The 20,243-nt window shown below is 62.4% G+C and carries 17 protein-coding genes and 1 pseudogene; 3 read left to right on the forward strand and 15 right to left on the reverse strand.

Going from position 1 to position 20,243, the window contains the following annotated elements; translation table 11 throughout:
- Positions 1-49 precede the first annotated feature (49 nt).
- From serA to glmM, 5 genes are all read right to left on the reverse strand, one after another.
- Entirely contained in the window at positions 50-1,651 is a 1,602-nt protein-coding gene (serA, locus tag AC1D1L_RS10265; RefSeq protein WP_112559818.1) for a phosphoglycerate dehydrogenase, read from the reverse strand.
- A 66-nt stretch (positions 1,652-1,717) separates the two neighbouring features.
- Positions 1,718-2,893 carry a phosphoserine transaminase gene (locus AC1D1L_RS10270; RefSeq protein WP_352590028.1) on the reverse strand — a complete coding sequence of 392 codons (1,176 nt, stop codon included), beginning with the start codon at positions 2,891-2,893 and terminating at the stop codon, positions 1,718-1,720.
- Positions 2,894-3,094: 201 nt separating this feature from the next.
- Positions 3,095-3,868: an outer membrane protein gene (locus tag AC1D1L_RS10275; RefSeq protein ID WP_477340971.1), complete on the reverse strand. Its 774-nt coding sequence runs from the start codon at positions 3,866-3,868 to the stop codon at positions 3,095-3,097.
- Positions 3,869-4,096: 228 nt separating this feature from the next.
- Positions 4,097-4,912 (reverse strand): outer membrane protein, encoded by an 816-nt coding sequence (locus tag AC1D1L_RS10280; protein ID WP_352590033.1) that lies wholly within the window; start codon positions 4,910-4,912, stop codon positions 4,097-4,099.
- 252 nt (positions 4,913-5,164) lie between these two features.
- Positions 5,165-6,517 carry a phosphoglucosamine mutase gene (glmM, locus tag AC1D1L_RS10285; RefSeq protein WP_477340973.1) on the reverse strand — a complete coding sequence of 451 codons (1,353 nt, stop codon included), beginning with the start codon at positions 6,515-6,517 and terminating at the stop codon, positions 5,165-5,167.
- Positions 6,518-7,231: 714 nt separating this feature from the next.
- On the opposite strand from glmM, the gene AC1D1L_RS10290 reads away from it, so the two are divergent.
- Together AC1D1L_RS10290 and AC1D1L_RS10295 are read left to right on the forward strand one after the other, a co-directional pair.
- Positions 7,232-7,888, forward strand: coding sequence for a hypothetical protein (locus tag AC1D1L_RS10290; protein ID WP_477341460.1), 657 nt, complete (start codon positions 7,232-7,234; stop codon positions 7,886-7,888).
- Between the two features lie 176 nt (positions 7,889-8,064).
- Positions 8,065-8,583 carry a hypothetical protein gene (locus AC1D1L_RS10295; protein WP_477340975.1) on the forward strand — a complete coding sequence of 173 codons (519 nt, stop codon included), beginning with the start codon at positions 8,065-8,067 and terminating at the stop codon, positions 8,581-8,583.
- 76 nt (positions 8,584-8,659) lie between these two features.
- On the opposite strand, the pseudogene AC1D1L_RS10300 reads toward AC1D1L_RS10295, so the two are convergent.
- Together AC1D1L_RS10300 and AC1D1L_RS10305 are read right to left on the reverse strand one after the other, a co-directional pair.
- Positions 8,660-9,544, reverse strand: a pseudogene (locus AC1D1L_RS10300) (NAD(P)-dependent oxidoreductase); the annotation flags it as partial.
- Positions 9,545-9,563: 19 nt separating this feature from the next.
- Positions 9,564-10,328, reverse strand: a complete 765-nt coding sequence (locus AC1D1L_RS10305; RefSeq protein ID WP_477340977.1) for an SDR family oxidoreductase — start codon at positions 10,326-10,328, stop codon at positions 9,564-9,566.
- Positions 10,329-10,513: 185 nt separating this feature from the next.
- On the opposite strand from AC1D1L_RS10305, the gene AC1D1L_RS10310 reads away from it, so the two are divergent.
- Complete coding sequence (locus AC1D1L_RS10310) at positions 10,514-10,882, forward strand: winged helix-turn-helix transcriptional regulator (RefSeq protein ID WP_112559656.1); 369 nt, start codon at positions 10,514-10,516, stop codon at positions 10,880-10,882.
- A 67-nt stretch (positions 10,883-10,949) separates the two neighbouring features.
- Here AC1D1L_RS10310 and ftsH read toward each other — a convergent pair whose 3' ends face one another.
- The 8 genes from ftsH to tolQ form a co-directional block, all read right to left on the reverse strand.
- Complete coding sequence (gene ftsH, locus AC1D1L_RS10315; protein ID WP_112559657.1) at positions 10,950-12,875, reverse strand: ATP-dependent zinc metalloprotease FtsH; 1,926 nt, start codon at positions 12,873-12,875, stop codon at positions 10,950-10,952.
- A gap of 121 nt (positions 12,876-12,996) precedes the next feature.
- A complete protein-coding gene (gene tilS / locus AC1D1L_RS10320; RefSeq protein WP_477340980.1) occupies positions 12,997-14,379 on the reverse strand; it encodes a tRNA lysidine(34) synthetase TilS in 1,383 nt (460 codons plus the stop codon).
- Between the two features lie 52 nt (positions 14,380-14,431).
- Positions 14,432-15,514: a tol-pal system protein YbgF gene (gene ybgF, locus AC1D1L_RS10325; RefSeq protein WP_477340981.1), complete on the reverse strand. Its 1,083-nt coding sequence runs from the start codon at positions 15,512-15,514 to the stop codon at positions 14,432-14,434.
- A 211-nt stretch (positions 15,515-15,725) separates the two neighbouring features.
- Positions 15,726-16,232, reverse strand: a complete 507-nt coding sequence (pal, locus tag AC1D1L_RS10330; RefSeq protein ID WP_112559660.1) for a peptidoglycan-associated lipoprotein Pal — start codon at positions 16,230-16,232, stop codon at positions 15,726-15,728.
- A 264-nt stretch (positions 16,233-16,496) separates the two neighbouring features.
- Positions 16,497-17,801: a Tol-Pal system beta propeller repeat protein TolB gene (gene tolB / locus AC1D1L_RS10335; protein ID WP_112559662.1), complete on the reverse strand. Its 1,305-nt coding sequence runs from the start codon at positions 17,799-17,801 to the stop codon at positions 16,497-16,499.
- A gap of 40 nt (positions 17,802-17,841) precedes the next feature.
- Positions 17,842-18,999 carry an energy transducer TonB family protein gene (locus AC1D1L_RS10340; protein ID WP_477340983.1) on the reverse strand — a complete coding sequence of 386 codons (1,158 nt, stop codon included), beginning with the start codon at positions 18,997-18,999 and terminating at the stop codon, positions 17,842-17,844.
- Positions 19,000-19,006: 7 nt separating this feature from the next.
- Entirely contained in the window at positions 19,007-19,459 is a 453-nt protein-coding gene (tolR, locus tag AC1D1L_RS10345; RefSeq protein WP_181057782.1) for a protein TolR, read from the reverse strand.
- An 11-nt stretch (positions 19,460-19,470) separates the two neighbouring features.
- Positions 19,471-20,181 carry a protein TolQ gene (tolQ, locus tag AC1D1L_RS10350; RefSeq protein WP_142869706.1) on the reverse strand — a complete coding sequence of 237 codons (711 nt, stop codon included), beginning with the start codon at positions 20,179-20,181 and terminating at the stop codon, positions 19,471-19,473.
- Between the last annotated feature and the right edge of the window lie 62 nt (positions 20,182-20,243).

Genomic DNA, 20,243 nt, shown 5'->3' on the forward strand with positions numbered 1-20,243 from the left:
GATTGCGCCCAACAAAGCCCGCGCCTTCGATACCGTCGCTACGTCAGGATCACATCGCGTTGACGTCGAACTGCAGCCGTTTGGCCGAGTCGATCGACTTGTGCGCCTTGACCTGTTCCAGCACATTCTCCGGGAACGGCGCATCGAGATAGAGCAGCGCAATCGCGTCGCCGCCTGGCCGGTTACGTCCCAGCTGGAAATTGGCGATGTTGACGCCGTTCTCGCCGCACACCGTGCCCAGCAGGCCGATAATGCCGGGCGCATCGGCATTGGTTGTGTAGAGCATGTGCTGGCCGACCTCGGCGTCGAGATTGATGCCTTTGATCTGGATGAACCGCGGCTTGCCGTCGGAGAAGCAGGTGCCGGCGATCGAGCGCGTCATGTGCTCGGTCTTGACCGTCAGCTTGATGTAGCCGTCGAACACGCCCGACTTGTCGCGCTTGACCTCGGCAACGATGATGCCGCGTTCCTTCACCATGATCGGCGCCGACACCATGTTGACGTCGGAGACCTGCGGCCGGATCAGGCCGGCAAGCGTGGCGCTGATCAGCGCGCGTGTGTTCATCGTCGCGGTCGAGCCGTCGAACAGGATCTCGACCTCCTTGATCGGATCCTCGGTGACCTGGCCGACGAAGGCGCCGAGCACTTCGGCCAGCTTGACGAAAGGCTTCAGCCGCGGCGCTTCCTCGGCGGTGATCGACGGCATGTTGATGGCGTTGGAAATGGCACCCTTGATCAGGTAGTCCGACATCTGCTCGGCGACATGCAGCGCGACATTCTCCTGCGCTTCGGTGGTCGAAGCGCCGAGATGCGGCGTTGCCACGACATTCTCCATACCGAACAATTCGTGGTTCTCCGCCGGTTCGACCTCGAACACGTCGATGCCGGCGCCTGCCACCTTGCCGCTCTTCAGCGCCGCGACCAGATCGGCCTCGACGATCAGCCCGCCACGCGCACAATTGATGATGCGCACGCCGGTCTTCATCTTGGCGATCGCGGCGGCGTCGATAATGTTGCGCGTCTTGTCGGTCAGCGGCGTATGCAAGGTGATGAAGTCGGCGCGGGCGAACAGCTCGTCGAGCTCTACTTTTTCGACGCCGAGCTCCTCGGCGCGGCTGTCCGACAGGAACGGGTCGAAAGCAATGACATGCATCTTCAGCCCGACGCCGCGCGTGGCGACGATCGACCCGATGTTACCGCAGCCGATGACACCCAGCGTCTTGCCGGTGATCTCGATGCCCATGAAGCGGTTCTTTTCCCATTTGCCGGCATGGGTGGAGGCGTTGGCCTCCGGAATCTGGCGGGCCAGCGCGAAGATCATCGCCACCGCATGCTCGGCGGTGGTGATCGAATTGCCGAAGGGCGTGTTCATCACGATGATGCCCTTGCGGCTCGCCGCCGGGATGTCGACATTGTCGACGCCGATGCCGGCACGGCCCACGACCTTCAGCCTGGTGGCGGCATTGATCAGCTTTTCGGTGACCTTGGTCGCCGAGCGGATGGCAAGACCGTCATATTGGTCGATGACTTCAAGCAGTTTTTCCTTGTCCTTGCCGAGATCGGGCAGGTAGTCGACCTCGATGCCGCGGTCTTTGAATATCTGCACGGCGGTGGTGGAGAGTTTGTCTGAGACGAGAACGCGGGGCGCCATGGCGACCTCCTTCAAATGGAACTTGATCCGTGGGAATGGGCGGCCCGAAGGCCGCCGCAAGAAATCTCAGGCCGCCGCTTTCAGCGACGCCTTCTGCGCGGCAAAGGCCCAGTCGAGCCAGGGCAGCAGCGCTTCGAGGTCGGCTGTCTCGACCGTCGCGCCACACCAGATGCGCAGGCCGGGCGGTGCGTCGCGATAGGCGCCGATGTCATAGGCAACGCCTTCCTTGTCGAGCACCGACACGAGCCCCTTGGCGAAAGCCGCCTGTCCGTCGGCATCGAGTGCCGCGACTTGAGCGTCGGTGAAGGACAGACACACGGAAGTGTTGGACCTTGTCGCCGCATCGACTGCGAGATGGCCGAGCCATGAGGATCTGTCGACAAAGCCGTCGAGCACAGCGGCGTTGGCATCCGCTCTGGCAATCAACGCGTCGAGACCGCCGATCGACTTCGCCCAATTGAGCGCGTCGAGATAATCCTCGACGCACAGCATCGACGGCGTGTTGATGGTCTCGCCTTTGAAGATGCCTTCGATCAGCTTGCCGCCCGACGTCAGGCGGAAGATCTTTGGCAGCGGCCACGCCGGCTTGTAGGTTTCCAGCCGCTCGACGGCGCGCGGGCTGAGGATCAGCATGCCGTGCGCGCCCTCGCCGCCCAACACTTTCTGCCAGGAGAAGGTGACGACATCCAGCTTCTGGAAATCGAGCCTCTGGGCGAAGGCGGCCGAGGTCGCGTCGCAGATCGTCAACCCTTTGCGGTCGGCGGGAATGAAATCGCCGTTCGGCACCCGAACGCCTGAGGTCGTGCCGTTCCAGGTGAAGACCACGTCGCGGTCGAAATCGATCTTCGCCAGATCAGGCAGCTCGCCATAACCCGCTTCGATCTTTCTGGTATCGGCGAGCTTCAGCTGCTTGACGACATCGGTCACCCAGCCGGAGCCAAAGCTTTCCCAGGCGACCATGTCGACGCCGCGCTCGCCAAGCAGCGACCACAGCGCCATCTCGACGGCACCTGTGTCCGACGCCGGCACGATGCCGATGCGGTAGTCCGCTGGGACCTGGAGAATTTCCCGCGTCAGCTCAATCGCCTGTTCGAGCTTGGTCTTGCCGATCTTGGCGCGGTGGGAACGGCCGAGCGCAGCGTTCTTCAGCGCCTCGACCGACCAGCCGGGGCGTTTTGCGCAGGGACCTGAGGAGAAATTGGGGTTTGCCGGACGGAGTCCGGGCTTCGTATGCGTCGTCATCGTGGTCTATCCTTCCAGATAGTGGCCCCTCGTTGGGGAGGGGTGGCCCACGGACGGCGATATGCGTTCAGCCATCAGGCGTCAAGAGGAAAGTTTTTGTCGCGGACAAGATACAAGCAATCCGCGATCAGGATGTCGTGAGCCCAAAGGCAAACGGCGGATCGAAAAGATCCGCCGTCAGGCTTCGTGTCTACAGCTAGCCTACCAGAGGTCGTAGCGCAGCCCGAGTTTGACCTGATGATTGCTGATGCCCTTTCGGATCGGATACGACGTCAGGCTCGCGGCCGTGACATATTCGGCATCCGGCGCCGAAAAATACTGATAGCCGAGATCGACGGAGACATTCTTGGTGATCTGATAGGCCAAGCCTGCATCCAGCGTATAGGCCAAGGCATACTGGGTCTTGTTGTCGCTCCTGACGAAATCATCGGTAGGGTCGAGATTGTCGGTGAAGTAACTCGCCGACAGCTTGTATTTGCTCCGGACCAGCCCGATGCCGGCACCCAAATAGGGTGTGATCCCGACATAGGTGCCAAGATCGACATAGCCATTGACCATCCCCGACAGAGAATAATTCTCCAGGGACGCCGACGCCACCGTTGCAGTGGCCGGCGGTATCACGGTCGCGGTGTCGTCATAGTGGATGCCAACCTTGTTGCCCGGCAGATAGCCGAGATTGATATCGGCGCGCAGATAGTCGTTGAAATGATAACCGAAGCCGATGCTGGCAAAGGCGGGATCCTGCTTTTCGCTGAAGCTCGCCGGCGCGAAGGTGAAATCCTGATCCTGGTAGCTCTTCTGCGCCAGATAGGAGACGTCGCCGCGCAGGTACCAGCCCGAGCCGACCTCGACCGGTTGATAGTCCGGCGCCTGATCGACATAGACCGGCGGATCGTAGTCGGCGGCCTGCGCGGGCGTCAGCGGAGCAAGCACGAGTGCGGCGAGCGCCGGCACTGTCAGCGATTTGAAATTCATGGGTCCCCGGCTCCTGAAATTGGCGCGCGTCATTTGATTGCAAGCGCCGTTTCAATAGGCATTGTTAACCATAGTGGTTAAGTGCGGGTTAAGGATAACGCGGCGTTACCGAATTGATTTCGGCAGGCTTTCTTCAGCGCAGGCGGCCGATGGAAATGCACCGCAATCGCCAAACGAAAACCGCCCGGCATAACCGGGCGGTTCGCGAATTCCAGGATTTCGAAGCGACTACTTGGTGTAGATCGGCTCCGGCTCGGGAACGTAGGGTTCCGGCGATGTGCAACCATTATTGCCGCCGAACTGATAGCGCAGACCGCCGCGTACCTCATGTGTGTTGATGCCATGGTCGAAGCCGGGCCCGGAACTGCTCACGTCGAAGTCGAACATGCGGCCTCCCTCAATGTGAGAGTAGCGATAGCCGGCATCCAGGATCACCCTGTCGGTAAGGCAATAGGACGCGCCGGCCATGAGCGCGTAGGCAAAGCGCCAATTCTTCGACCCGGGGTTGGTCTCGGTTGTGTTCGGGTCGTGAACGGTATCCCATTTGACGTGCGCGCCGCCGATGCCAGCGCCAACATACGGCGTGATGCCGTGCCAGGTGCCGATATCGTAATAGGCGTTGGCCAAGAGCAGCAATGCGCTCATTTTCGACACTTCGACCGATGTCGTAACGCCATCGTTGGTTGATCCGTTGAAGTCCGAAGCGAACCAATAGTCGGCTGTCAGGTCGGTACGGAAATGATCGTTGATCTTGTAGCCAATGCCGGCGCCGAGTGAGAAGCCGCCCTTAAGCTCGCCGGAATCGAAAACATTGCTGCCGGGAGGCGGTCCGTAGGTGATATAGTCGATGCCGCGCAAATCCGACTTATGATAGTCGATGTCGCCGCGGATGTACCAGCCACCGAAATCGGCCGGCGGCTCATAGGCAACCGGCGGAGGCGCTTCCTCGACCACCGGCGGTTCCGCCAGATCGGCGGCGAAAACCGGCCCGGCCACGCCTGCGAACAGCGCGGCAAGGAGAGCCATTTTTGCTGTATTGAACATGCTTGTCACCCCTGAGAACCGTCGGGAAAATCCAACCCGCCCGAATATGATTGACCTCAGTTGTGGATAATGAATTGCAAAAGTTAAAACGCGTTTAACCCTGTCGATTAACCACGAATTCTCGATATTTTAGCAAACAGTTTCTGCCGGCATCATGCTGGGGCCACCCTGCCCGAAACAAAAAGCCCGCCTGGAGGCGGGCCTTGAGGTCTTCGAGCCGGCAGTTCGCGCCTGCCGCTGGAGGCGGCGCGATCAGGCGGCGCTGCGCGTTTCCGAGATGATGTCGACAATGTCGTTGACCACGGCTTCGACCAGTTGCGGGTCGTCGCCCTCGGCCATGACGCGGATCAGCGGCTCGGTGCCCGAAGGCCGGATGACCAGTCGCCCGGCCTTGCCGAGACGGTTGCGCGCATCTTCGATCGCCGCCTTGACCGGGGCTTCCTCGAGCGGCTTGCCGCCGGCGATGCGGACATTCTTCAACAGCTGCGGCACCGGCTCGAACTTCTTCGACAATTCACTCACCGGGCGGTTCTGCCGCTTGATGCAGGCGAGAACCTGCAGCGCCGAGACGAGCCCGTCGCCGGTAGTCGAGAAATCGGACAGCACGATGTGGCCCGATTGCTCGCCGCCGACATTCAACCCATGCGCGCGCATATGTTCGACGACATAGCGGTCGCCGACCTTGGTGCGGTGCAACTGGAGCTTCATGTCGCCGAGAAAGCGTTCAAGGCCGAGATTGGACATTACCGTCGAGACGACGCCGCCGCCGGCGAGCCGCCCGCTCTGGTGCCAGGACTCGGCAATCAGCGCCATGATCTGGTCGCCGTCGACGATCGTGCCGTTTTCGTCGACGATGACGACGCGGTCGGCATCGCCGTCGAGCGCGATGCCGATGTCGGCGCGCACTTCATGCACCTTCTTCTGCAGGCCGGCCGGATGGGTCGAGCCGCATTCCTTGTTGATGTTGAAGCCGTTCGGCTCGACATTGATGGCAATGACCTCGGCGCCCAATTCCCAAAGGGCGGCCGGCGCCACCTTGTAGGCGGCGCCATTGGCGCAGTCGACGACGATCCTGAGACCCGACAGCGACATCGAGCGCGGCAGCGTGCGCTTGGCGAATTCGATGTAGCGGTCATGCACGCCGTCGACGCGCTTGGCGCGCCCGAGCCCGTCGGAATCGGCGAGCGCCAGCTCGATGTCCTTGTCGAGCATGCTCTCGATCCGCTCCTCGATCTCGTCGGAGAGCTTGTAGCCATCAGGCCCAAACAGCTTGATGCCGTTATCGAAGTAGGGATTGTGCGAGGCCGAGATCATGACGCCGATATCGGCGCGCAGCGAGCGCACCAGCATGGCCACAGCCGGCGTCGGAATCGGGCCGAGCAGGAAGACATCCATGCCGGCGGCACAAAGGCCGGCCACCATCGCATTCTCGATCATGTAGCCGGACAGCCGCGTGTCCTTGCCGAGCACGACGCGGTGGCGGTGGCTGCCGCGCTGGAACGACAGGCCGGCGGCCATGCCGACCCGCATCGCGATCTCAGCCGTCATCGGAAATTTGTTGGCGCGCCCGCGAATGCCGTCGGTGCCGAAATAGTGCCCTGCCATGCTAGCCAGAATCCCCGTCGGTTTTTCAGCTGCCCGTAATGCCACAAAATTGGGCACCACAAATCATCACAATGTATGATCGTATGTTACCAATCCTTAGAAAATCATTGTAGCGATCTGTTCAAGTGTTTCCACAACCTAAAACGGTGACACGGTCTTGCCGCAATATAGCAGTCACACTAAGCCGCTCGGCGCAGGTTGTCCGGCAACGCTTCTTTTCGAGGCCACAGATCGCAATGATTTCATCACCTTGTCGGGAGGACGCGCTTTGCGAGGGTATCGGCCTGAGCTAGCATCTGGCGCAGCCTAGCGTTGAGAGCTATTGATTCACCAAAGGGACACCATCGGCGCAGCAACGGGAGAAACGCCATGCTCATCCATCGACTTGCAACTTTGACGGGTCTTGCCGTCGCAACCTTGTTCATGGCGGCGCCCGCCAACGCGCTTACCATGGCCGAGTGCAGTACCAAGTATAATACCGCCAAAGACGGCGGCACGCTGAACGGACAGACCTGGAACCAGTTCCGTAAGGCCGAATGCGGCACCGACGCGGCCGCCACCACCGAGACCGCCAAGCCGGCCAAGAAGGCGGCCGCGGCCAAGGCGGACACGACCAAGGCCGCTGCTGCCGCCGACGACGGCGCCACGGGCCTGACGGCCAAGGAATGCAGCGCCAAATACCAGGCTGCGAAGGCTGCCGGCACGCTCAACGGCGTGAAGTGGAACGATTTCCGCAAGACCGAATGCGCCGCCGGCGCCAGCGCCACGGCAGAACCCGCCAAGGCCACGACCAAGGCTGCAACCGCAGCCGACGATGGCGCCAAGGGCCTGACGGCCAAGGAATGCAGCGCCAAATACCAGGCGGCAAAGGCCGCTGGCACGCTCAATGGCATGAAGTGGAACGACTTCCGCAAGACCGAATGCGCCGCCGGCGTCAGCGCTGCGGCAGCACCGGCCAAGGCCACGACCAAGGCAGCTGCCGACAACAGCGGCAAGGGCCTGAGCATGGCCGATTGCAGCGCCAAGTATCAGGCGGCCAAGTCTGCCAACACGCTGGGCGGCAAGAAGTGGAACGACTTCCGCAAGGCCGAATGCGGCGCCGGCGCCGATGACGACGACACCGTCCCGGCTCCGAGCGAGGCGACTTATACCAGCGAGCCCGAGAAGCCCTCGGTCACCGCTCCCAAGGGCGTGAAGTTCCCGACCGCGATCTCGAAGAAATACGCCAGCGAGACGCCGGCCAAGGGCCGCATGCATACCTGCCTCGAGCTCTACTACGCCAACAAGGATGCCAACACGCTGAATGGCCTGCGCTGGATCCAGAAGGGCGGCGGCTTCTACAGCCTCTGCAATGCCAAGCTGAAGAGCTGATCGCGTAGCCATATTCTCCAGACAAAGGCCCGCGCATCGCAGCATGCGCGGGCCTTTTTGTTGCGCTCGAAGACGCCCGGCTTTGTTCGCGTCTACATATCGCGGAAGCTGTCGGCATCATCTATTCGCCCCCACTGCCCACCGCCAGACTTATCGGTGGTACGCAAAGATTCCAATTGAACATATCCGGAACAAACAGTATACAAAAGGACATTGAACTTTCTATCAACCAGGAGGGTCTTATGTCCAGATTGAAATTGGCGGCATTGGCTGTGACGGCATGGGTTGCTTGGTGCGTCGCCCCTGCAAGCGCACTGACGATGAAGGAATGCGGCGAGGCCTATCGCACAGCCAAGGAAGGCGGCACTCTGAACGGCATGGATTGGACCGCTTTCCGCACGGAGAAGTGCGCGACGTCGGCTGCGGAGAGTGCCAGCGCGGATACGGTCAAAACCGAGCCGCAGCCGAAGACGGAAACCAGCGCGGCGGTCGCCCCCGCTGTAGCGCCGGCGGGCGTGACATTCCCGACCACCCTCGCCGCCGAGTTCAAGACCGAAAAGCCCGCGAAGGCGAGGATGAAGACCTGCCTGCAGGGTTACCACGGCAACAAGGACGCAGGTACGTTGAACGGCCTTCGCTGGATCCAGAAGGGCGGCGGCTATTACAGCCTCTGCAATGCCAAGCTGAAGAGCTGATCGGCCAGCAGCGTTTGAAGATCGAAAAGCCCGCCAACCTCATGGTTGGCGGGCTTTTGTTGAGGTCTTGCCAGCCTCAAGCGCCTTGTTTCGAGAGCCGCAGGAGCGCGACCAGACTTGAAAGATCGGCATTGGCCTGGCCGGCAGCCACCCCGCGCTTCATCAGGCTTTGCATCGGCAGGACGAGTTCCGTGCTGACATCAGCGGACCTGCTGGCGTCGATCAGATTGACATAGGCATCAGCCTGCATGCCCAGATTAGAAACGACATCGCTGGTGTGATCGCCACTGTCGATCTGTTCCGCCCATTTCGGCAGCAGGCCTTGCATCGCCTGGAGCCAGGAGGCCAGCAGTGGCATGAACGCGCCGGCAGGGATCCCGGCCGCGCCCGTCAATGCCAACGCTTGCAAAGTGCCCGCGAACATTCCGTACATGCCGGTCAGAAGCGAGATATCGTAGAGCGGCGCGAGGCCAGCATCCTCACCGAGATATTTGCTGGTGCCGAGCGCTCCGAGCTGCCCTGAACAGGCGTCGAACGCCTGGCTCGAGCCGCTGTAGAGGATCAAGGCGTGCGGCCCGCCGATCATCGGCGGCACCGCCATGATGCCGCCATCGATATAGTCGGCGCCGTGGCTTACCGCCCAGTCGGACATCTCGCGCGCCTGCTCGGGCGTGCCGTTGGTGAGGTTGACCACTGTGCGACCCGACAAAGCAGCCGCTACGGGGCCGAGCGCCTCACGAACAGTGTCATAGACAAGCAGGCACGTCACGATCAGCGGACTCGACCTGACGGCTTCCTCGACACTCATGGCCACGATGGCACCCTTGGCTGCCAAAGCCTCAGCCTTTGCCGGAGAACGGTTCCACACCGTCACCGAATAACCCTGGTTCAGAAAGGCTTCGGCAAGCGCCGTACCCATGGCGCCAAGGCCGATTACAGTTATTTCGCTCATTTTGCTGCTCCTTCGTTTGGTTGCGCGGTTACGCCGGCATCGGGCTCAGGTCCTGGCCGAGGCCACCGTCGACGGTCAGCCGCGCGCCCGTGGTGAAGGTCGCGTCGAACGCCAGGAACAGTACTGCACGCGCCACCTCCTCGACCGTGCCATGACGCTTCATGGGGGTGACCGCATCGCCTATGCTCATGAAGGCTGCCCGTTCTTCCGCGGATGCGCCGGCCACTCCCATGGTCGGCGTATCGATGAAACCGGGACTGACGACATTCACCCGGATCAGGCGCGGCAGGAGCTCCGCGGCGAGCACCTTGGCGAAGGCGCGAAGTGCCGCCTTCGAACCGGAATAGACGCTCATGCCGCCAGTGCCGGATTCGTCAGCGATCGACGAGGTGAAGACGATGGCGCCGCCACCCCTGATGAGCGGCAGCAGGCGCTGCACGGTGAAAAAGGCGCCCTTGGTATTGATGTTGAAGGCGCGGTCGTAGCTGTCCTCGGTGACCCGCTCCACGGGTTCGAGATTGGCCACCCCGGCATTGATGTGAAGGAAGTCGATCTGGCCCAGCTTCTGCCCCACTTCGGCACCGAGCGTGACGATATCGGCCATGTCACTGATATCGGACCGCACGACATGAGCTCGCGAAAACAGCTCTCTGCGGGCGGCCTCGATGTTGCGCTGGTCGCGGCCGGTGACCAGGACCTCGGCGCCGCCTTCGATCAGAGCTTCGGCGACGGCGAGCCCCATGCCGTGCGTCCCGCCGATGACAACGGCCTTCTTGTTTGCGTATCGTGTCATGATCCATCCTTTTTTGACAAAATCCGGCCGCCGACGGCCTTTGCAGGCCGAAGCGAGGTACCGATATGATGTTGTGGTGTTCGCCGATGCCGGCGAGCTGGTTTGAAGCTATGGACCGGCTTGGTTTTTCTCAAGTACCGACAGAAATGTAAGCTACCCACCGATTGCTCAGAATTGGATGAAACATGGGAAAGAAACAGCCAGATAGTTGCGGATTGGGGCCGGCGCTGGAGGTCATCAGCGGCAAATGGAAGGCGTTACTGCTCTGGCAGATTCACAAGGCGCCGGCCCGATTCGGTGAGTTGAAGCGGCTGGTGCCTGACATCAGCGAAAAGATGCTGATCCAACAGCTGCGCGAGATGGAGGCTGACGGCATCGTTCACCGCGAAGTCTTCCCCGAAGTGCCGCCCCGGGTCGAATACTCGATCACCGAATTCGGCATCGAGCTGGACAATGCCCTGATCCCGCTGGCCAGATGGGGCAAGCAACATGCTGGCCGGTCTGACGGTGTGCGCCCCGGCAGAGCCAGTGCAATCGCACCACACGTTCTTTGATCAACCCTGAATAGCAAAACGCCGCGGATTGAAGCCGCGGCGTTTTCTTGAATCGAGTGATTTCAGCTCAGCTCGACGGCTGAGGCTCCATGCCGCCTTCGGGCTCTGGGCCCTTCTTGCGGCGGCCGGACTTCGGCACCGCTGAACCACGGCTTGGCGGTGTGTCGTCGCCGAGGTCGCGCGCGGGCTTCTGCCCGGCGATCAACTGCTTGATCTCCTCGCCCGAAAGCGTCTCGTATTCGAGCAGGCCCTGTGCCAGAGCAATCCATTCCTTCTTCTTCTTGGTCAGGATGGACTTGGCCGAGACATAGGCCTCGTCGATCAGCCGGCGCACTTCGGCGTCGATGATCTGCGCGGTCTCTTCCGAGATATTCTGCGTGCGCGCTACCGAATGGCCGAGGAAAACCTCTTCCTGGTTGTCGCCATAGGCGACATGGCCGAGCTTGTCCGAGAAGCCCCAGCGCGTAACCATGGCGCGCGCCAGCTTGGTCGCCTGCTCGATGTCGGAGGAAGCGCCCGAAGTGATGTTCTCCTTGCCGAACTTGAACTCCTCGGCGACGCGGCCACCCATCATAATGGCAAGCCGCGAGACCATGTACTTGTAGCTCATCGAATAGCGGTCGCCTTCCGGCAGCTGCATGACCATGCCGAGCGCACGGCCGCGCGGGATGATGGTCGCCTTGTGCAGCGGATCGGCGGACGGAACGTTGAGCGCCAAGATGGCGTGGCCGGCCTCGTGGTAAGCGGTGAGCTCCTTCTCGGCCTGGGTCATGGCCGACGAGCGGCGCTCGGCGCCCATCATGATCTTGTCCTTGGCGTCCTCGAATTCGGCCATGGTGACGAGGCGCTTGTTGCGGCGCGCCGCCATCAGAGCGGATTCGTTGACCAGGTTCATCAGATCGGCGCCGGAAAAGCCCGGCGTGCCACGCGCGACCACCTTGAGGTCGACATTGGGCGCCAGCGGCACGTTGCGCACATGCACCTTGAGGATCTTCTCGCGGCCGACGATGTCGGGGTTCGGCACCACCACCTGGCGGTCGAAGCGGCCCGGACGCAACAGCGCCGGATCGAGCACGTCAGGCCTGTTGGTGGCGGCGATCAGGATGATGCTCTCGTTGGACTCGAAACCGTCCATCTCGACCAGCAGCTGGTTCAGCGTCTGCTCGCGCTCGTCATTGCCGCCGCCAAGGCCGGCGCCGCGATGGCGGCCGACGGCGTCGATTTCGTCGATGAAGATGATGCAGGGCGCGTTCTTCTTGGCCTGGTCGAACATATCGCGGACACGGGACGCGCCCACGCCGACGAACATCTCGACGAAGTCCGAACCCGAAATGGTGAAGAAGGGCACATTGGCTTCACCGGCAACCGAACGGGCGAGCAGCGTCTTGCCGGTGCCGGGAGGACCGACGAGCAGCACGCCGCGCGGAATCTTGCCGCCAAGGCGCTGGAACTTCTGCGGATCGCGCAGGAACTCGACGATCTCTTCCAGATCTTCCTTTGCCTCGTCGACGCCGGCGACATCCTGGAAGGTGACACGGCCATGCGCCTCGGTCAGAAGCTTGGCCTTCGACTTGCCGAAGCCCATGGCGCGCCCGGAGCCGGACTGCATCTGGCGCATGAAGAATATCCACACACCGAGGATCAGGATCATCGGCAGGTAGGAGATGAGATAGCTGAACAGCGAGGTGGAACCGTCCGATTCAGGACGCGCATTGATGACGACGTTCTTGTCCTGAAGCCGCGAGACCAGCTGCGGATCGCCGGGCGAATAGGTCTGAAAGCCATTCGCGTTGTCAGTGTAGGTGCCCATGATGCGGTCGCCGGCGATGGTCACCGTCTTGACCCGGCCGGCCGCAACCTCTTGCAGGAATTGCGAGTAGGGAACGTCTTGCGAGGCTCCGCGCGTCTGCGGCGTCTGGAACAGATTGAAGAGAGCGATAAGCAGGACCGCTATGATCGCCCAGAGCGCGAGGTTGCGATAATTCGGATTCATCAATTGTCCCGTGGGTACCCTGTGGGGCACGCGTATGAGAGGAAGCTTGGGCCTAACATAGGGAGAGCGCCTCCCCTTGCCAAGCATAACAGCACGTCTGGGTTAAGCTTTCGCGCCACCATCAACCGGCACTGTGGCGGCTGGAAGGCAAGGTCGGGACCGGCGGCGCGCCGGTCAGTTCGGCGACGGCCCCGGCCAGCGCCAGATCGAAGCTGGGCAGGAAGCGTGCAAAAGGCGCGACGGCCGGGCTGAGGGCGATTGCCGGCGCCGTCGTTACATCCCCTGCAAAGCCAAGGCATTCGCCACCGTGCCACAGCGCTGGTTCCGCAGCCAAAGCGGCGCGGACAAGGCTTGCTGGCGCGCCATTCCCGGCACTCCGTTTGGCCGCGGCAGCTGCGCCGAGCGGCGCGATCAACAATGCACCAGAACTGTCGCCCAATGTGATCGCCTCTGCTTCGGTGACCCGCCTGCGACCATCCCAGAGTCCGACCGCCAACGGTGCGGCAGCAGGCAGGTCGCGCGATTCACGGTACAGGAAGATGCCGGTGCGCCTGGTATCGACGACCGTCCGCGACAATGTGGCGCAAAGCGGCCCGGCCTGCATTTGCTCGAACAGCGCTCCACTACGCGCCTGGTCCGGCAACAGGGCGACACCGCCCGTCGCCGCCAGCAGGACACGCAGACCATAGACCGCTGCCCGCTTGTCGTCGGCTTTGACAAAACCGGGATCGAGACGGATGAGACCCTTTGCCGGCCGGCTGGCAAATTCACCGATCAACGCGGCGGTGCGGCGGCCGAGTTGCTCGCGCTCGGCAGCGGCACGCCTGGCTAGGCCGATCGCCTCGGCAAAACGCTGCCCGCCCCGGTCTTCGCCGAGCACGGCGCGAATGCGCGGCCGTTCGAAATGCGCATCCGTGTTGGTCGGGTCCTCCGTCCAGCCGACATTTTCGCGCCGCAGGAAGGCCCGCAATGCCGCGCGCCGTACGCCGAGCAGCGGCCGCATGATCCAGATCCGCCAGTCATAGAGGGTGGTCGGCGCCATGCCGGCGAGCCCGCGGCCTGCCGTTTCACCAAGCTCGTGGCCATCATTCCGCGCGGCTCGCATCAGCACGGTCTCGGCCTGGTCGTCCGCGGTGTGGCCGGTCGCGATCACACCGATGCCCTGCGCCTGCGCGGCCTCGGCCAGCAGTCGGTAGCGTGCCTCGCGCGCCGCCGCGGGCAGGCCGGTCGACGGCTTGTCGCCGGACCAGCTAAGTATGCGGTGCGCGATACCGCGCTCGGCACAGAGCTTGGCAACGGCGCGTGCTTCCGCCGCCGCTTCCGGACGCAGGCCGTGGTCGATCGTCACCGCCAGCAGCCTGGCTGTCGGGGCGCTGCGGTCGAGGTGAGCTTTGAGGAGAAGAAGGAGGGCAGTCGAGTCGCTGCCACCGGACACGGCCGCAACAGCGCCGTTGGAAAAGTCGATCGTTGAAAAATCCGAAAGATCAGGCTCGGTATCGAGCATCAATGCATGTCGCCCAAAAGTGGTCCCCGGACACCGACATGCGAGGGGAAGACTAGCACGCCGCCAGCGCCCTTTCCTGTTTTACGCGTTCCTTGAGCGCGGCCGAAATATCGGGATAACGCTTGCCGATCTCGCCGAAGGTGGCGCAGGCGACATCCTTCTGCTTGAGGCCGACCAGCGACACGCCGAGTTTCAAAAGCATGTCGGGCGCCTTCTTGGCCTTCGGATAGTCCTTGCTGGCGGAGAGGAAAACCTCGGCCGCGTCGTGGTATTTCTGCTGGCCAAGCAGGGACTCGCCCAGCCAGTAATGCGCGTCCGCCGCCTTGGCGTCCTTGGGGAAGCGGGCGATATGGTCGCGAAAACCCTGTTCGGCGGTGCTGTAATCGCCCGACAGGATGAACTGGTAGGAGTTGCGGTAGATCTCCTCCGGGTTGTTCGTGGCAGGCAGCGCCGCCACCACCGTGCCGTCGGATTTGCCGGTCTTGGGACCGGTCGCCGGCGCTTCGGCGGCGGGAGCCGCACCTTCCGCCGGCGCGGTCGCCTGCGTGTTGCCGCCGGCATCGACCACGTTGCCGTTCTTGTCGACAGTGATGGTGCCGAACGTCTTTGGCGGAGTGCCGGTGATCACCTTGCCGGGATCGCCGGTCTGCGATTCGACGATTACTTCGCCGACGCTCTGGCCGCCATCCGATTGTGCACCCGAATCGGCCGGCGCTTGGCTTGCCGGGGCCTCGGCGACGCTATTGCCGGTATCGCCATCCTGCGGCGCCGCCTCCGATTTCTTCTGCGCCGGCGGCTGCCCGCTGGAGCCGCCTTCCAACTGCTGGAAGCGGAACTCGTTGTCTTCCTGCTGCTTGCGCATCTGCTCCTGCATCTGCAGGACCTGGAAATTGAGTTCCTCGATCTTCCCGTTCATCTGCCGCAGCTGTTCCTCGAGGCTGGCGGCGGTGGTGCCGTCCTGCTGCTGCGCGATCTGTTGCTGCTCCGGCTTCTCCTTCTTGCCGAAAATGCCGAGCGTCGGCAGATGGAAGGAAAAGCCGCTATCCGCGGGTTGTCCGGTGCCGCTTGCCGCAGCGGCGAAGCCTGATACGAGCAGCAGCGCAAGCGTGCCGCTCAAAATCGATCTGAAATGCATGTGCCTCTCGCCGTGTAATTCGTGAGCCTGTTCGCGCCTTCCAATCACAGGAACCAGCCAGACGCCCTCGGCTCTTAGCAGGAGGCGAGACTTCGGCCAAATTTTGTTTCCCAATTTTGTTTCCGGGACTGGAACTGAAAAAGGCGGCCAATGGCCGCCTTTCGCATGAAGGTGTTGCAATTATGCGACTAGAGCGTCGCCATCTTGCCTATCAGGAGCCGGCGCCGGAGAGCGTGGTGACGGCGCGGCGATTCTGCGACCAGCAGGAGATGTCGTCGCAAACCGCGACCGGACGTTCCTTGCCGTAGGAAATCGTCTTCAGGCGGCTTGCCGAAACACCCCTGGCGACCAGGAAGTCGCGGGTGGCGGCGGCGCGGCGGGCGCCAAGCGCCAGATTGTATTCGCGCGTGCCGCGCTCATCGGCGTGGCCTTCGACGACGATGGCATACTGCTTGTACTGGTTGAGCCACTGCGCCTGGCGCGATAGCGTCGTCTGTGCATCGGCGCGGATCGAGGACGAATCCGTATCGAAGAAGATGCGGTCGCCAATGTTGACCGTGAAGTCCTGCGCCGAGCCGGGCGTTGCGGCACCCGCGCCATTGAGACCGAGGTCGGCGGCGCTGTTCGGGGTCTTCTTCGAGGCGCAACCGGTGATGGCGAGCATCGCGATCAGCGCAATCATCGCCGGGTTTCTGGTAAGTGCTGCGATACGGCCCATGCCGCCTCTCCTTCGTATTTCGAGTGATTTCGTTGATCACCCAGTAACCACGTTTGGGTTAACCGGCATTCAAGAAACACGGTTAAAATTTGGTTTCAGCCGCCCGTCCGCAGCCGAAATAACCTGATGCCACAATGGTCGCGGACCGTAGGCGGAAATGCGGCCAAAAGGCGACTTCGGCGTGAAAAAAGCCCCAAAACGGGGCTTTTAGGGCACTGTTGCCAAGTTGCAACGTGGCAAGCGAAGGCTGGGCCAAAACTTGGTTTATTCGAGCAGCGGCGACCAGGCCGGATCGGAAGCGAAGTTCGCCGTCGGGATCGACTGTTCGTTGCGGCCGGTGAGATCGACGGAAACCAGTTTTGGACCACCGGCAGAGTCACGGAAGAACATCAGCACGCGGCCGTTGGGCGCCCAGGTCGGCCCTTCCTGCTGGAAGCCGGACGACAGGATGCGCTCGCCAGAGCCGTCGGTCTTCATGACGCCGATCTGGAATTCGCCGCCCGTCTGCTTGGTGAAGGCGACGAGGTCGCCGCGCGGCGACCACACCGGCGTCGAATAGACGCCGTCGCCGAAGGAGATGCGGGTCTGGCCCGAACCGTCGGCGCCCATCACATAGATCTGCGCGCGGCCGCCGCGGTCGGACGTGAACACCACCTTGCTGCCGTCCGGTGAATAAGACGGCGAGGTATCGATGGCGGTCGAGTTGGTCAGCCGCGTCGTCGAGCGGCTGCGCAGGTCCATGGCGAAGATGTTGGAATTGCCGTCATCGCGCAGCAGGCTCATGATCACCTTCTGGCCATCAGGCGAAAAGCGCGGCGCAAAGGTCATGCCGGGAAAGTTGCCGACCAGTTCGCGCTGCCCGGTCTCGATCTGCAGCAGATAGACCCGCGGCTGACCGCTTTCGTACGACATGTAAGTGATTTCCTGCCGATTCGGCGAGAAACGCGGTGTCAGCACGATCGATTTGCCGTCCGAGAGATAGCGGACGTTGGCGCCGTCCTGGTCCATGATGGCGAGCCGCTTCTTGCGCGCATTCTTGGCGCCGGATTCGTCGATGAAGACGACGCGGGTATCGAAATAGCCTTTCTCTCCGGTCAGCCTCTCATAGATCGCGTCGGCGATTATGTGGGCGACGCGCCTGGTGTTGGCGTCGTTGGCGAAGAACTGCTCGCCGGACATCTGCTGGCCGGCAAAAGTGTCCCACAACCGGTACTGGGCGCGGATGCGGCCGTCCGCCTCCTTGCCGACGCTGCCGGTTACCAGCGCCTGCGCGTTGATCACCTTCCAGTCGTCGAAGCGCGGCTGCGCATCCGGATTGGCGATCTTCTCGATGAAGGCGCTCTTGTCTATCGGTGCGAACAGACCGGAGCGTTTCAGATCGGCGCTGACGATATCGGAGATCTGGGCGCCAATCTCACCTTGAAAATCGGTGATTGCGATCGGCAATGGCTCGACATTGCCCTTGTTGACGTTGATCTCGACGAGTGCTCGCGCCGGCAAGGTGGCAACGGCAGTCATGCCCAGCGCCATGGCTGCAATCGTCAGGAGCGGCTTGAGGATAGATTTCATGTCGTCTCGCTTCTCTTAACTGATTTTGTGGACGCCAGACTTAAAGCCCAAGCATCTCTCTGGGATCGAAAGTGACCCGAACCTGGGCCCAGATATCCTGCTTGCCGGCAGGAACCTGCAGGCCGGCCATGTTGCATTTCTGGACGGCACGCACCGCACTCTCGTCGAATTGCTGGTTTCCGCTCGATTTCTCGACGGTCGGCCGGCCATCGAGCTTGCCGGAGGCGTCGAGGTTGAACAGGACCACGGCGACGAAGTTTTCCGAACCCTCGAGCCCCACGGGAAGGGTCCAGCAACCGCCGAGCTGATCCGACAAAGCGCCCATTTCGCTTTGCGACAGCTTCTGGCCCTGGGTCTTGTCGGCGCCGAGCGACGCCTGCTGGGTCGAGCGCTTGGCGCCGCCGCCGGATGGCTTCTGCTTGTCGAGGAGAGCTGAAATCTCGTCAGCGTTGAACTGCTTGTCCTCGGACTTCGGCTTGGACGAGGCTTCCTTGACCGGCTTGTCGGCATCCTTGCGATCCGGCGCTTTGGCGCTTTCAGCCTGCGCCGGCTGCGGCTTCGGCCGCGCTTCGGGCGCGGGTGCGGAATTCGGCAGCTGCGCCTCCTCCGGAGGCTGCTGTTCCGATATGGCCTCGGCTACCGCGTCGGGCTTGACCTCAGGCTTCGGCTCGATGGCGGCGGTCGTGTCCGGTTGTGGCGCTGGCGCCGGCTCCTTGGCCGGCGTGGGCTTCGGTTCCGTCTGCTTGACCGGCTCGGGCTTGACCTCTTCCTTCGGCTGCGGCACCGGCGCCACTTCCGTCGCTGGAGTCGGCTTCGGCTCTTCCTTCGGCTTCGGCGCGTCCTCGGTCTTAGGCTTCTCTTTCGGTGTCGGAGCCGGCGGCGGGGCCGACGCCAGTTCCACCGGCTTCGGCTTGGCCTCGTCCATCACCGGCTTGTCGGTATCGACGCTGTTCTCACCAATCTTCTGTGCCTCTGGCACGATATCGGGGCGCTTGGTCGGGGTGGGCGCCGGCTTTTCGCGCATCACCGCTTTCTTGTCGCCCTGCAGCGTCTGCGCGACGGCCTCGATCGGCACGATAGCCACCGAGACCGATTCAGCATCGGACGCGGGCATGGCAGGCGGCGACGACAGCGTGAACAGCCCGAAGGCCAACGCTACCGTGTGCAAGATCACCGATGTGGTGAGGCCGGTCCGCATCTTGGTGCTACTGTTCCTGTTCCTGCAGTGAAACCAGGCCGATGTTCTTGTAACCAGCGGCCGAAATGCGGGCCATCACCTTCATGGCGGTGCCATAGTCGGTCGACTTGTCGCCGCGGATGAAGATGCGTTCCTCATAGCCGGTCTTGGAAATCGCCTGCAGCTTGGCCACCAGTTCCTCGATCGGGATTTCGGTTTCCTGCAGATAGATCTGGCCGGCGGCATTGATCGAGACGGTGATCGGCTGCGTGTCGGCATTCATCGCCTTGGCCTGCGTGTCCGGCAGGTCGATCGGCACGCCGACCGTCAGCAAGGGTGCCGCGACCATGAAGATGATCAGCAGCACCAGCATCACGTCGACCATCGGCGTGACGTTGATCTCCGATATCAGCGCGTGATGACGGCCGCGCCGCCTGTGGCCGCGCCCGCCGCGTCCCGAGATGCCTACGGACATACCCATCTTGCTGCTCCTCAGGCCTTCGGTGCGACTTTTTCATCGATTTGGCGCGAGAGTATGGCGGAGAACTCGTCCGAGAACCCTTCCATGCGCACCGCGATCTTGTTCGCGTCCGATGACAGCTTGTTGTAGGCGATGACAGCCGGGATGGCGGCGAGCAGGCCGATGGCCGTTGCCAGCAGCGCCTCGGCGATGCCGGGCGCCACCACCGAAAGACTGGTGTTCTTGGAAGCGGCAATGGCTTGGAAAGACGTCATGATGCCGATGACGGTGCCGAACAGGCCGATGAAGGGTGCCGCCGAACCGGTGGTGGCGAGGAAGCCAAGCCGTCCCTCCAGCCGCTCCATCTCGCGCGTCAGCGCCAAATCCATCGCCTTGTCGATACGGGTCTGCAGGCCGAGCGGCGATTTGGCGCCCTTCTCGAAGCTCTTCTTCCATTCGCGCATGGCGGCAACAAAAATCGCGCCCATGCCAGTGGTCTTGCGGTCCGCGAGCGTGCGGTAAAGCTCCTCCAGCGACTGTCCCGACCAGAACACCTGTTCGAAGCGGTTGAGCGACAGCCGCATGCGGGCATAGCTGACCAGCTTGTCGACGATGATCGCCCAGGTCCAGATCGAAGCGCAGAGCAGCCCGATCATCACCAGCTTGACCACCCAGCCGGCCTGCATGAACAGCGCCCAAATCGACAAATGCGCTGCCGGGTCGGCGAGTGCGATATTTTCCATCGTTCAAGTCCTTAAGATTTTCCGGGCATCGCTGGCGGCTGGCCCATGGGCATCCCTTGTGG

This window comes from Mesorhizobium sp. P2_D6 (genome assembly GCF_056404315.1).